General features: G+C 53.8%; 13 protein-coding genes and 1 pseudogene. 5 read left to right on the top strand and 9 right to left on the bottom strand.

Going from position 1 to position 13,198, the window contains the following annotated elements; all coding sequences use genetic code 11:
* Positions 1 to 24: 24 nt before the first annotated feature.
* Together HV311_RS16900 and HV311_RS16895 are read right to left on the bottom strand one after the other, a co-directional pair.
* Positions 25 to 729 (bottom strand): type IV pilus major pilin, encoded by a 705-nt coding sequence (locus HV311_RS16900; protein ID WP_191220218.1) that lies wholly within the window; start codon positions 727 to 729, stop codon positions 25 to 27.
* A 570-nt stretch (positions 730 to 1,299) separates the two neighbouring features.
* Positions 1,300 to 2,583, bottom strand: a complete 1,284-nt coding sequence (locus tag HV311_RS16895) for a putative acyl-CoA thioester hydrolase (protein WP_029139460.1) — start codon at positions 2,581 to 2,583, stop codon at positions 1,300 to 1,302.
* A gap of 223 nt (positions 2,584 to 2,806) precedes the next feature.
* On the opposite strand from HV311_RS16895, the gene hutI reads away from it, so the two are divergent.
* The 5 genes from hutI (at position 2,807) to hutH (ending at position 9,108) form a co-directional block, all read left to right on the top strand.
* Positions 2,807 to 4,030, top strand: coding sequence for an imidazolonepropionase (hutI, locus tag HV311_RS16890; protein WP_141894994.1), 1,224 nt, complete (start codon positions 2,807 to 2,809; stop codon positions 4,028 to 4,030).
* On the top strand, positions 4,027 to 4,968 hold the full coding sequence (gene hutG / locus HV311_RS16885) for a formimidoylglutamase (protein WP_191220217.1): 942 nt from the start codon (positions 4,027 to 4,029) through the stop codon (positions 4,966 to 4,968). Before hutI ends, hutG begins: the two co-directional genes overlap by 4 nt.
* Positions 4,969 to 5,055: 87 nt before the next feature.
* On the top strand, positions 5,056 to 5,775 hold the full coding sequence (locus HV311_RS16880) for a histidine utilization repressor (RefSeq protein ID WP_047415225.1): 720 nt from the start codon (positions 5,056 to 5,058) through the stop codon (positions 5,773 to 5,775).
* Between the two features lie 125 nt (positions 5,776 to 5,900).
* Complete coding sequence (hutU, locus tag HV311_RS16875; protein WP_191220216.1) at positions 5,901 to 7,586, top strand: urocanate hydratase; 1,686 nt, start codon at positions 5,901 to 5,903, stop codon at positions 7,584 to 7,586.
* A 1-nt stretch (position 7,587) separates the two neighbouring features.
* The gene (gene hutH / locus HV311_RS16870; protein WP_191220215.1) at positions 7,588 to 9,108 is read left to right on the top strand and encodes a histidine ammonia-lyase; all 1,521 of its coding nucleotides are present in this window, start codon (positions 7,588 to 7,590) and stop codon (positions 9,106 to 9,108) included.
* Between the two features lie 56 nt (positions 9,109 to 9,164).
* Here the strand turns inward: hutH and HV311_RS16865 are convergent, their stop codons facing one another.
* From HV311_RS16865 to bioA, 7 genes and pseudogenes are all read right to left on the bottom strand, one after another.
* Complete coding sequence (locus HV311_RS16865) at positions 9,165 to 9,641, bottom strand: kinase inhibitor (RefSeq protein WP_046274628.1); 477 nt, start codon at positions 9,639 to 9,641, stop codon at positions 9,165 to 9,167.
* A gap of 99 nt (positions 9,642 to 9,740) precedes the next feature.
* Positions 9,741 to 9,889: pseudogene (locus HV311_RS28055) on the bottom strand (gp53-like domain-containing protein); the annotation flags it as partial.
* Positions 9,861 to 10,121: a hypothetical protein gene (locus HV311_RS16860; RefSeq protein WP_049269854.1), complete on the bottom strand. Its 261-nt coding sequence runs from the start codon at positions 10,119 to 10,121 to the stop codon at positions 9,861 to 9,863. The gene HV311_RS16860 and the pseudogene HV311_RS28055, both read right to left, overlap by 29 nt.
* Positions 10,122 to 10,292: 171 nt before the next feature.
* Positions 10,293 to 10,727, bottom strand: coding sequence for a hypothetical protein (locus tag HV311_RS16855; protein WP_047501295.1), 435 nt, complete (start codon positions 10,725 to 10,727; stop codon positions 10,293 to 10,295).
* Entirely contained in the window at positions 10,724 to 11,080 is a 357-nt protein-coding gene (locus tag HV311_RS16850; protein ID WP_047415233.1) for a tlde1 domain-containing protein, read from the bottom strand. Before HV311_RS16850 ends, HV311_RS16855 begins: the two co-directional genes overlap by 4 nt.
* A gap of 10 nt (positions 11,081 to 11,090) precedes the next feature.
* Positions 11,091 to 11,582, bottom strand: coding sequence for an Hcp family type VI secretion system effector (locus HV311_RS16845; protein ID WP_047415235.1), 492 nt, complete (start codon positions 11,580 to 11,582; stop codon positions 11,091 to 11,093).
* Positions 11,583 to 11,836: 254 nt separating this feature from the next.
* Positions 11,837 to 13,126: an adenosylmethionine--8-amino-7-oxononanoate transaminase gene (gene bioA, locus HV311_RS16840; RefSeq protein ID WP_046274629.1), complete on the bottom strand. Its 1,290-nt coding sequence runs from the start codon at positions 13,124 to 13,126 to the stop codon at positions 11,837 to 11,839.
* Between the last annotated feature and the right edge of the window lie 72 nt (positions 13,127 to 13,198).

Raw genomic sequence — 13,198 nt, 5'->3', positions numbered from 1 at the left:
TTAAAAAAATATTGCCAGTATTTATTAACGGCTACCTAAAACGATAGCGTTAGTTGGACCAGTTGGATCAGTGTCACAGACACCAGTTGCGACGATATTGGCAGGCGTTAACTTATCATCAGTCGTTGTTTTCAAAATACCAGTAGCAGGGTTCGCTTCAACACTGATATCAATTGCTGCAGCATTACCAGACATTGCACCTGCAGCCGCTGTAGTGGTCGCCACATAATCCCATTGAGAACCAATCTGTGACACAATGTTACGGCAATCTTCCATCTCCAGTCCGTTGATTACCATAAAGAAAGCTTTATTCTTCGCGGCAGTAGCGGAAAGTTTTGCAGGTCCAATTTCAAAAGCATCGTTAGAGAATCCATTGAACGCTTCGCTAGGACCGATTTTACCCATCTTGACCAGACCAACGATTGCGGATGTTCCAGATGATGTCTCGATCCCAGCTTTTGTTTCTGAATTTGAATCAGCGCGAGCCGGATATTCAGCGGAGTCTTTATACGCCTCTGTCATCGCAACACGGACAGAGTTCGTATTATCGGTTAGGTCTGAAATATCCTGAGATGTAAACGCACGCTGTGCCAGAACAACCACGCCTGCGGCAATAATACCGATAATGCCCAGTACAATGATAATTTCAAGCAGCGTTACGCCTTTCTGCTTTTTCAGCTCACGATACTGAGCCGCCTTTTTTTTCCATGAATGAATCATGCTTTTCATGTCTATCAATCCTTAGATATTACTGGTTACTGAAAAATTAAAAAATTAACCCTGCACACATTGTGCCAAAATATTATATGCGGCATTTTTCGTAAAGCACCAGAAGCTAAAGGTTGTGACGGGATAATTAGGAAAAAAGGTGACTGGTCAGATGAGTTGTTTTTTGAATCATTTTCCCATTTATGTATTTTATATATAACAAATATCATAAGGTTTTTTTTGATTTATTTTTAGATTACGTTACGGTAATTTTCCTTTTCCGGAGAGTGATATATATTGATGGGGTTAATATATTAAAATTAATATGGATTGGCTTTTATCTATTTTGGGTTAAAAATTGAGTTTAGCGGCAGAATGATATTTATCAAGTTAATCGTTTCTGTAACTTACTTATGTATGCGCCTGGGCTTGCCTTCATACAACTCGAATTATTTTGGCTATAAATAGATTGATTCACGCGATCGATTTCAAACCTGCGTTGGTGAAAATATGACCTGTGTGAAGAAAAGACGTTGAAAGCGGTGAAGGGGGCTGGCGGGAGTGTTCCCGCCAGCGGTTTGATGGCTGTGATTACTGCTTCGGTTCGGCAACCACTTTGCTACCGATACCGCGGTTGTTGTATTCCCACATGCGGTTGAAGTTGGTGTCGTTCAGGTTGCGCTGGATTTCACCTTTGTCATCTTGTGCACCGGTATTACCGGCAAAAGGACGCTTCGAGATAACGCTGTCAGCCCATGGTTTTGCCATGTTAAAGCCTTCGTTGATCACGCTGTCGCGGATAACGACCTGACCGTTAGTGTTTGAATCGACATCCAGCGAGCGGCCCAACTGTGCCACGCCATCACCACTCGCCGTGAAGCGGCTATTTGTGGCGAGGAAGCCGTAGTAGATGTTTGACAGCGTCGCTGGTGCAAACACATAGGCTTCCTGCTGCGTACGGGAGTTCACAACGCGGAAATCGGTGTTATCGAACACCACGGCGCCGCGACCGGAAACAATATCCACATCGCCTTCAATGTAGCTGTTGGTTACCAAAGTACGCGGTTGACGATCGTTTTCCAGACGGTTTTGTACGCCGCTGTTAGTCACGAAAAACGTATTCTGGCGACCGAGGATGTTGACCTTATTGATCTGAACTTTATCGCCATCGGTACGTAGCGCAACGGCCGGGTGATTACCCGCATCAACGCTGTCACCCAGATTGTTTTCGATGGTCAGGTTCTGCAATTGCAGACCATTATTTTGCGACCAGACGACGGCAGAACACATCACGCCAATATTTGTGCCGCGCTTGTTCTGGCAATTATCAAACATATACCACGCCGGTTTACCCGGCATATATTTACCGCCCGGGTTCACCGTACGACGCCAGTCTGCGGTGCTCATGTCACCATCAATAGCCTGGCCAATTTTTACATCCAGCGGTTTTTCGCCCATGCCGTACAGCGTCAGACTTCCCGTTGCTGCCGGGATATATACCGTGCCCTGATACTCGCCCGGCATAATCGCGATGTACTGACGTTTGTTAGTACGCTTGATGATTGCCGCATCAACCGCAGCCTGAATGCTGGTATGGGTGACGCCCTGAGTCCCAGCCGGGCCAACCACGAAGTCAGGCTGTGCAGGCAGAGAAATAGCAGAAGGGCTCCACGGCGCGGTGTTTGGCGTCAGCGCGGAAAAATAGTGCGCAGCAACGAAGTTTTTCGCTTCATTGGCCGACAAGATCGGGCGCGAAGAAGTACCTGGCGCGGTCTGATCGGAAGGAATTTGATCGGGCGGCGTAGAGCTACAGGCGGTCAGCGTCACGCCAAAAGCCATTGCCAGCGCCAGACGGGAAACTGATGATATGTTCACAGGTTGCTCCGGGCTTTGAAAGTTATCCATTGAAGCCTGCTTTTTTATACTAAGTTGAGCGAAACGGGAAGGTTAAAAGGTAAAAAGTTGTTTTTATCGCCGTAATGCCCGGCGCGGAGAGTCCTTATATCACAAATACATAACAATTACGGTCCTTCAGGTTGACAACATCCGTATAATCAAAAATAAATGTCTATACAACCTATGACAAGTGGTGAGTCGAATGCAGCAATTCTTCCCTGATGATGTTATCTGGCGCAATGTTCGTCTGGCGACCATGGATCCCGAACGTAACACCCCGTATGGGCTGGTGGAGGGTCATGCGCTGATCGTCCGCCAGGGGAAGATTCGCGATATCGTCCCGGAGTCATCGCTCTATCTCACACATGACAATACCTTTGATATGCAGGGCAGGCTAATTACACCTGGCCTGATTGACTGTCATACGCATCTGGTCTTTGGTGGAAACCGCGCAGGTGAATGGGAGCAGCGGCTAAACGGTGTCTCCTACCAGCAGATAAGTGCCCAGGGCGGGGGTATCAATGCCACCGTATCAGCAACCCGCAGCGCCAGTGATGAGCAACTCTTACATCTAGCGCATCAGCGTATGGAACAGCTGATCAAAGAAGGTGTTACGTTGCTGGAAATAAAATCCGGTTACGGCCTGGATTTGCAGACAGAAGAGAAAATATTGCGCGTGGCAGCGGCGCTGGCGGCGGAGAATATTATTGAAATAAGCCCCACGCTGTTGGCTGCCCATGCGACTCCCGCAGAATACCGGGATGATCCTGACGGCTATATTACGCTGGTGTGCGAGACCATTTTGCCGCAGCTGTGGGAACAAGGGCTGTTCGAGACCGTCGATCTGTTTTGTGAAAGCGTGGGTTTTTCGTTGGCACAGAGCGAGCGAGTGTTTCAGGCCGCGCAGGCGTTGGGCATCCCGATTAAAGGCCATGTTGAACAGCTGTCATTGCTGGGTGGCGCACAGCTGGTAAGCCGCTACCACGGGTTATCCGCCGATCATATTGAATATCTCGATGAAGCGGGCGTGGCGGCGATGAGCCAAAGCGGTACGGTCGGCGTGCTGCTGCCCGGCGCATTCTATTTCCTTAAAGAGCAACAGCGTCCGCCGGTGGCGTTGCTGCGTCAGTATCAGGTACCGATGGCGGTGGCGACAGATTTTAACCCGGGAACCAGCCCGTTTATCAGCCTGCACTGGGCGATGAATATGGCCTGCGTTCAGTTTGGCTTAACGCCGGAAGAAGCATGGGCGGGCGTCACCCGTCATGCGGCCCGGGCGCTGGGACGTCATGCCACTCATGGTCAATTGAAGGCCGGGTTTGTGGCCGATTTTGTGGTGTGGGATGCCACTCTCCCGGTCGAGATCCTATATGAACCGGGGCGTAACCCGATCTACCAACGCGTATTCAAAGGACAAATAGTATGACTCACTGGCAACCTGTTTCACCTGCGCTGTGGCAGGGACGTGATGACCGCGCCGAATCGCCGAATGCGCTGCGCCTGTTTCAGACTATCACGCTGAGCCCGACATTTAGCCCAGAAATGTATCGCGAGAAGATAGCGCTGCTTGGGTTTGCCTGCGACGAAGGCGTGAAACGTAATCAGGGCCGGACGGGAGCCGCCGGAGCGCCTGATGTGCTGCGCAAGGCGTTGGCGAATTTAGCCAGCCACGATGGGCATCATCGGCTGGTAGATCTGGGAAATATTGTGGCCCAGGCCCCCGACCTTGAGGGCGCGCAGCAGGCGCTACGCAATGCGGTGCAGCGCTGTCAGCAGGAGAATATACGTACCTTTGTTCTGGGAGGAGGACACGAAACCGCATTTGCGCACGGCGCAGGCGTGCTGGATGCGTTCCCGCAGGCGAAAGTGGGGATCGTCAACTTCGATGCCCACCTCGATTTGCGCCATGCCGATCAGGCTACTTCCGGCACACCGTTTCGCCAACTGGCGCAGCTTTGCGATGAACAGCAGCGGGAATTTCACTATGCCTGTATCGGTGTCAGTCGGGCGGCAAACACCCAGGCGTTATGGGATGAGGCGCAGCGGCTTGGTGTGACCGTGGTGGAGGATCTGTACTGTGCAACGGCGCAGGCGCAGTTAGCGCAGTTTGTCGCCAACCTGGATGTTATCTATCTGACTATCGATCTCGACGTGCTGCCGGTGTGGGAAATGCCCGGCGTGTCGGCGCCCGCTGCGCTGGGCGTACCGTTGGCGACGCTGCTGAGTCTGATTGAACCCCTGTGTCGTAGCAGTAAACTGCAGGCGGTGGATATGGTTGAATTTAATCCACGCTTTGACGATGATGGCAGAGCGGCGCGCGTTGCGGCGCGATTAGGTTGGCAAATCGCGCACTGGTGGCACTGATATACCTGATGGCGTTGCGCTTATCAGGTTCGGGTAATGCCTGTAAACTGTACCCACTCACATTCTCAGCTTAAGGAAGGCTTACGCATGCTCCCATCCCGTTCTGCTCCGGCACCTTTTTACGAAAAGGTCAAACAGGAGATCAGCGAAAAGATTGCCAGCGGTATCTGGCAACCTCACGATCGCATTCCCTCTGAGGCGGAGCTGGTGGCGCAGTATGGTTTCAGCCGCATGACCATCAACCGGGCGCTGCGGGAGTTAACGGATGAAGGGTTACTGGTTCGCTTGCAGGGCGTAGGGACGTTTGTCGCCGAGCCGAAGGGCCAGTCTGCGCTGTTTGAAATTCGCAGCATCGCGGATGAAATCAACGCCCGTCAGCATCACCACCGCTGCGAGGTGATCACGCTGGAACGAACCCAGGCAAGCGCGCAGCAGGCTTTGGTGTTAAACGTCAAAGAAGGCACCTCCATTTTTCACTCTGTCATGGTGCACTACGAGAACGAACTGCCGGTGCAGATTGAAGATCGCTGCGTGAATGCCGAAATTGTGCCGGCGTATCTGGCGCAGGATTACAGCCAGACTACGCCGCACGCGTATCTGTCGCTGATAGCCCCTTTAACGGAAGGCGAGCATATTGTTGAAGCGGTACGCGCCAGTGCCGAAGAGTGCGCGCTGCTGAATATCAAAGAACACGATCCCTGTCTGCTGATCCGCCGTAAAACCTGGTCTGCGTCATCCATTGTCTCTCATGCCCGTTTGCTCTTCCCGGGGTCCCGCTATCGCCTGCAAGGGCGGTTTATGTCCTGAAAAGCGTGATTGCTGCCGCAGTATAATAAAATTGTATCTTTTTTGTTAAAAGCACGCTTGCGACAACTTGTATAGACAAGTATATGTTACTTATCTGTCCGATCGTTCGCGAGGAGTGCTCTACCATGTCTCATAGCAAGTACCGTCAGCAGGATATTCGTGCCCCACGCGGCACCACCTTAACGGCCAAAAGCTGGCTGACCGAAGCGCCGCTGCGCATGTTAATGAACAACCTGGATCCCGATGTGGCGGAAAATCCGCATGAGCTAGTGGTATACGGCGGGATTGGTCGCGCCGCGCGGGACTGGGAATGTTATGACGCCATCGTCAACGCGCTGACCAAACTGGAGACCGATGAGACCCTGCTGGTCCAGTCCGGTAAACCGGTTGGCGTTTTCAAAACCCATGACAATGCGCCGCGCGTGCTGATTGCCAACTCCAACCTGGTGCCACATTGGGCTACATGGGAACACTTCAACGAGCTGGACGCCAAAGGGCTGGCGATGTATGGCCAGATGACCGCCGGGAGCTGGATCTACATCGGCAGCCAGGGCATCGTGCAGGGGACTTATGAAACCTTCGTTGAGGCCGGGCGTCAGCATTATCAGGGTAACCTGAGCGGACGCTGGGTGCTGACCGCCGGGCTGGGCGGCATGGGGGGGGCGCAACCGTTAGCCGCAACGCTGGCAGGTGCTTGCTCGCTGAATATTGAGTGCCAGCAAAGCCGGATCGATTTCCGTCTGCGTACCCGCTACGTGGACGAGCAGGCGACATCGCTTGACGACGCGCTGGCACGTATCGAAAAGTACACCCGCGAGGGTAAAGCGGTCTCCATTGCGCTATGCGCTAACGCCGCCGACGTTGTGCCGGAACTGGTGAAGCGCGGTGTGCGCCCGGATATGGTCACTGACCAGACCAGCGCCCACGATCCGCTGCATGGTTATCTGCCGTCCGGCTGGAGCTGGGAAGCGTATCAGGAGAAAGCGGTGTCCGATCCGCAGGGCACGGTACAGGCGGCGAAACGCTCAATGGCAACGCACGTCGAGGCAATGCTGGCGTTCAGCAAAATGGGCGTGCCGACGTTTGATTACGGCAACAACATTCGCCAGATGGCCAAAGAGATGGGCGTGGAAAACGCCTTTGATTTCCCCGGTTTCGTCCCTGCTTATATTCGCCCTCTGTTCTGCCGCGGCATTGGCCCGTTCCGTTGGGTGGCGCTTTCCGGCGATCCGCAGGATATTTATAAAACGGATGCCAAAGTGAAAGAGATCGTGGCTGACGATAAACATCTACACCACTGGCTGGATATGGCGCGTGAGCGGATTAACTTCCAGGGATTACCGGCGCGTATCTGCTGGGTCGGTCTGGAATGGCGTCAAAAACTGGGGCTGGCGTTTAATGAAATGGTGCGCAGCGGCGAAGTGTCTGCGCCGATTGTTATTGGCCGTGATCATCTGGATTCCGGCTCCGTCGCCAGCCCGAACCGCGAAACCGAAGCCATGCGCGACGGTTCTGATGCAGTATCCGACTGGCCGCTGCTGAACGCGCTGCTTAACACCGCCAGCGGTGCAACCTGGGTGTCACTGCATCACGGTGGCGGGGTAGGAATGGGCTTCTCCCAGCATGCCGGGATGGTGATTGTTTGCGATGGCACTGATGAAGCCGCGGCGCGTATCGCCCGGGTATTACATAACGATCCGGCTACCGGGGTGATGCGCCACGCCGACGCCGGGTATGACATTGCGGTGGAATGCGCCGTCGAAGAAGGGCTGAATTTGCCGATGGTCGCGGCGACGCAGGAGAAACGTTGATATGAACACCATGACATTAACGCCGGGTCATCTGAGCTTTGCGCAACTACGCGACATCTGGCAGCAGCCGGTCAAACTGAGCCTGGATGCCGGGGCGATTGATGCTATCAACGCAAGCGTCGCCTGCGTCAATACTATTGTCGCTGAAGGCCGTACGGCGTATGGCATTAATACCGGCTTTGGCCTGCTGGCTCAGACCCGTATCGCCACGGAAGATTTGCAGAATTTACAGCGTTCGCTGGTGCTTTCCCATGCGGCAGGCGTTGGTGAGGCGCTCGATGACGCGATGGTTCGCCTGATTATGGTGCTGAAAATCAACAGCCTGGCGCGGGGTTTTTCGGGTATTCGTCTCAGCGTGATTGAAGCGCTGATTGCGCTGGTGAATGCCGAGGTGTATCCGCTGATCCCGGCGAAAGGGTCAGTGGGCGCATCGGGCGACCTGGCACCGCTGGCGCATATGTCTCTGACGCTGCTGGGCGAAGGTAAAGCGCGCTGGCAGGGGGAATGGCTTCCGGCGACCGAAGCGCTGAAAAAGGCCGGGCTGGAGCCGATTACGCTGGAGGCGAAAGAAGGGCTGGCGCTGCTCAACGGTACCCAGGCTTCCACAGCCTTTGCGCTGCGCGGGTTAATTGAAGCCCAGGAGCTGTTCGCGTCTGCGACGGTGTGTGGGGCGCTGACCACCGAAGCCGTATTGGGCTCTCGTCGTCCGTTTGATGCCCGTATTCATGCCGCACGAGGACAGCGTGGGCAGATTGATGCCGCAACGCTGTACCGCCACGTGTTGACCGACACCAGCGCGCTTTCCCAGTCGCATCATAACTGTGAAAAAGTGCAGGATCCGTATTCTTTGCGCTGTCAGCCGCAGGTGATGGGGGCGTGCCTGACGCAAATGCGTCAGGTAATGGAGGTCTTACTGGTAGAAGCCAACGCGGTTTCCGACAACCCGCTGGTGTTTGCCGAAGAGGGCGATGTCATTTCCGGCGGCAACTTCCATGCTGAACCGGTGGCGATGGCGGCAGATAATCTGGCGCTGGCGATTGCGGAAATCGGGGCGTTATCAGAGCGACGGATTGCGCTGATGATGGACAAACATATGTCGCAGTTGCCGCCGTTCCTGGTGAAAAACGGCGGGGTGAACTCCGGCTTTATGATTGCTCAGGTAACCGCGGCCGCGCTGGCTAGCGAGAACAAAGCGCTGGCGCATCCGCACAGCGTGGACAGCTTGCCGACCTCCGCCAACCAGGAAGATCATGTGTCTATGGCGCCGGCAGCGGGCCGCAGGTTGTGGGAGATGGCGGCGAATACGCGCGGCGTGATTGCCGTGGAGTGGCTGGCGGCGTGTCAGGGGATTGACCTGCGTGAAGGGTTAACCTCAAGCCCGCTGCTGGAGCAGGCGCGCCAGGCTCTGCGCGAGCAGGTTGCCCACTATACGCAGGATCGCTTTTTTGCTCCGGATATTGAGTGCGCAACCGAACTGTTAGCCCAGGGGGCGTTGTTGAAATTGTTGCCTGAATTTCTGTAGAGAAGCCTTGTTTAGTAGGCCGGATGCGGCGAAGCCGACATCCGGCACAACACAGCTTAACTGAACAGCGCCGTAATCGAGGCGCTGGCGAGCGAGTGGAAGTGAACGTTAAAGCCAACCATCGCGCCGCTGGCGTCCTCATCGACATCAATACGCTCCACATCCAACGCGTGAACCGTAAAGATATAGCGATGGGTTTCCCCCTTCGGCGGCGCAGCACCGCCATAACCTGCTTTACCAAAATCCGTACGGGTCTGAATCACCCCATCCGGCAGCGCAACCAGCCCGGAGCCGAAGCCTTGCGTGAGTACGCGGGTATCTGCTGGCAGATTTACCACCACCCAGTGCCACCAGCCGGAGCCGGTTGGTGCATCAGGATCGTAGCAGGTCACGACAAAGCTTTTGGTCCCTGCTGGCACGTCATCCCACGCCAGATGCGGGGAAATATTATCCCCGTCATATCCCATGCCGTTAAAGACGTGGCGATGCGCAAGCTTTTCGCCATCGCGCAGATCGTTACTGATTAGTTTCATGCTGACTCCTCTCGTTAGCCAAAAAGTGTAGCCAGGAACCGTATGTAGCGTGGCGAAATATTCTGGACTGTTTTGCGTTCAATCAAGGGTGGCAAATCCGGTCTCGTGCAAACCAAGGTATGTGAGAATGTCGGCAATAGCGTTCTTGCTGATAATGTCACGACCAACAGAAGTTAAATCAGCCAGCGCTGCCTTATCCTCTCCGGGAAGTAGGGTACTTTATTCGCACTGGTGACCAGTCCAGCCAGTTCGGCATCGAGTAAACTCCAGATACTCCTTCTCGGCGGTGTCAGGGAAAATCTGGCGAATAATCCAGCCCTGATAGGCGTAGAGACCGTCCGCCACGCCTGATACAGCATTAGCCCGGACGGCGTAGTCGCTGTCGCTGCTGGTGTCGACGTTCTCATCGGGTAGCGCGTGCTGAATATCGCGTAACTGGCGGTCGGTACTTTCCGCAACGGTTGGGACGGGAAATGTCATTAAATAATCCTTACTGGGTGCCGGAACGTGTGCGGCGTGCCGGTGCTGTCGGTTAAACCCACTTCATGAGTGGTTATTGTGTGGTGTTGAGTATTCAGGGAGCGGCTGCGGCACGAAAAATCAAAGGGAAGCGGAGGAAAGGACCCGGCCATATTGACCGGGTTAATTATCTTACTTAACCTGACGGGCTTTGTCTGCTTTCCATTCCTCATATGTTGCTTCGAGGAACCACAAGCAGCGAGCGCCCTTATCAGTGCTTAACAACGCAGGACGTGTCCGCTGATAAAAATCCTCAACGGTTGCTGGAGCTTCAACAGGCACTCCGCAGACAATATCAGTCCCGATCATGTGCGGCCATTTTCCCGCGTCAATGACGCTGAGCGCATCAAGAGCGCCGGTTGTATTTGCTGTTAGGGCAGCAGATAAAGCATCTTCCAGTTTAATGGCCTGCTTAACATCTGCCGCAGCCGCGAGTTCTGGCGTTTTATTCAGCCACGCTTGATCGCCCGCAGCCACGCCTTTCAGCGCATCGGGCCAGTTCACTTCGCCAGCTGCTGAAGTGGCCACAATAAACGGAAGTAGTAGCAATAATGCGAGCCGTTTCATCGTACAACCTCAAGCGGGCCGCCTTCACGTAAAATCCGGCGGCGCGTTGAGAGGGACATAATAATACAGCCCGCTGAGGCGAATCCTGCTGGCATACCCACGCGTTCTCCGTGAATGCGGAAATCAGTACGACCAAAAGATTCACCAGAGGTCTGCACAAGAATGATAGTATAAGGGCCTTTAGAGGATGAATGTCCGTTAATACTATATGTTCCACGCGGGATCGGCCCCATACTCCGGACATGCTGCCGGTCCGGGTTGTTCTTATTCGTCAGATTGCCAGAGTAGCCGGTCTCCACCAGTTCAGAACCGCTGTATAATTTGCCAGTGCTCTGCTCATATTTCCATGCCATGACTGTCTCCTTACGCGGTTACGCGTTCCTTCCAACTGTCCGAGTGAATGATGTTACCGTCCGCGTAACGCCAGGTTATTTTCTCGTACATCAATTCCACGACGTCCAGATGATTACGCTTTTCACCGTACTGCGATTTAACGTCATACATAACCGGGCCTATGCTGATTACAGTTACGTTTTCCATCATCATGCTGAAGTATTCAACTTCCTGACCCGCATCATTGATGCGATAAAATTTCACTTCTGCCAATTTGAGCTTTTGCCCTGTGGTTACAGCCTTATACAGATAAGGCGTTGAAGCATCAGTTTCCTTGTCAAATGTGAATGGGGCATGTTGACGTGTTGCTGTCGCTTTGCCTGTGGCGGGGTCTGTTGGCAGCGATACACCATGATTCAGACCTAAAATCTCGATACTGCCCTCACGTCCATGAACATCGACGGAACCTTTGATATCAGCGCCGCCGTCATCTTTGAGCCATAAATAAGCTGGAATAGCCATTTTCTTAAAACTCCATTTAAGGAAAATCTCATAAAATCCTTTCACTTTAATCACTTACGTGAAAAATTCACGCTATCGCTTACTAAATCAACCGTCAATTTTTGCTCAGCATTGATATAAAACGATTTGCAATTTCTTTGATGCAAATAAAAAAAGGCCGGAATAATCCGGCCTTCATGTCTAAATATTGTTACTTAATCAGTCATCGAATAATCCGGGCTGTTCCACTTTTCCACGTCCGGACCGGGCGCTGATTAATCGCTAAAAAATGTTGCACTGCGCACAGCCTCGTTTACGGCCTGGGTCAGACGACGCAACTGATCGGGCTGAATAATGTACGGCGGCATCAGATAGATCAGTTTGCCAAACGGTCGTACCCACACACCCTGTTCAACAAAGAACTTCTGTAACGCCGCCATATTCACCGGATGCGTGGTTTCGATCACACCGATGGCGCCGAGTACGCGCACGTCGGCTACCCAACTGGAGTCTGCCGCCGGGGCGAGTTCTGTCCGCAGTTGCGCTTCAATGGCCGCTACCTGTGAGCGCCACTCACCGGTTTCGAGTAACGACAGGCTGGCGGAGGCGACGGCGCAGGCCAGCGGATTACCCATAAAGGTTGGACCGTGCATGAAGCATCCGGCTTCACCGTTGCTGATGGTTTCCGCGACCTGACGCGTGGTCAGGGTGGCGGAAAGGGTCATGGTTCCGCCGGTTAACGCTTTGCCGAGGCACAAAATGTCCGGGGTTATGTTGGCGTGTTCACAGGCAAAAAGCTTGCCTGTACGACCAAATCCGGTGGCGATTTCATCGGCAATCAGCAGGATCCCTTCACGGTCGCACATCTTACGGATGCGTTTTAACCATTCGGGATGATACATGCGCATGCCGCCAGCGCCCTGCACAATCGGCTCAAGGATCACCGCCGCAATCTCGTGGCGATGAGCGGCCATCAGGCGGGCAAAAGGCACCATATCCAGTTCGTCCCACTCGCCGTCCATGCGGCTTTGCGGGGCGGGCGCAAACAGGTTCTCCGGCAGATAACCCTTCCACAGACTGTGCATCGAGTTGTCGGGATCGCAGACCGACATCGCGCCGAAGGTATCGCCGTGATAACCGTTTCGAAATGTCAGGAAACGCTGACGGGATTCGCCTTTGGCCTGCCAGTATTGCAGCGCCATTTTCATTGCTACTTCTACGGCGACAGAACCTGAATCCGCGAGAAAAACGCACTCCAGCGCCTCTGGCGTCATCGCCACCAACTGGCGGCACAACGCAATGGCCGGGGCATGGGTAATGCCGCCAAACATCACATGTGACATGGCATCAATCTGCGTTTTCATCGCGGCGTTCAGCTGTGGGTGATTGTAACCGTGGATCGCCGCCCACCAGGACGACATGCCGTCTATCAGCCTCTCACCGCTGGCTAAAATCAGTTCGCAACCTTCGGCACGCGCCACCGGATAAACCGGTAACGGGGAGGTCATGGAGGTGTAAGGGTGCCAGATATGGCGTTGGTCAAACGCAAGATCGTCCGTTGTCATAATCGACTTGTAAACCAAATTAAAAAGATTTAGGTTTACGAGTCTACACCAAACTCATAACGAAACGTATAC

It is taken from the genome of Citrobacter sp. RHBSTW-00881 (assembly GCF_013728515.1).
In the GTDB taxonomy this organism is placed as follows: domain Bacteria; phylum Pseudomonadota; class Gammaproteobacteria; order Enterobacterales; family Enterobacteriaceae; genus Citrobacter; species Citrobacter braakii.
This window is presented reverse-complemented; position numbering and strand designations above follow the sequence as displayed.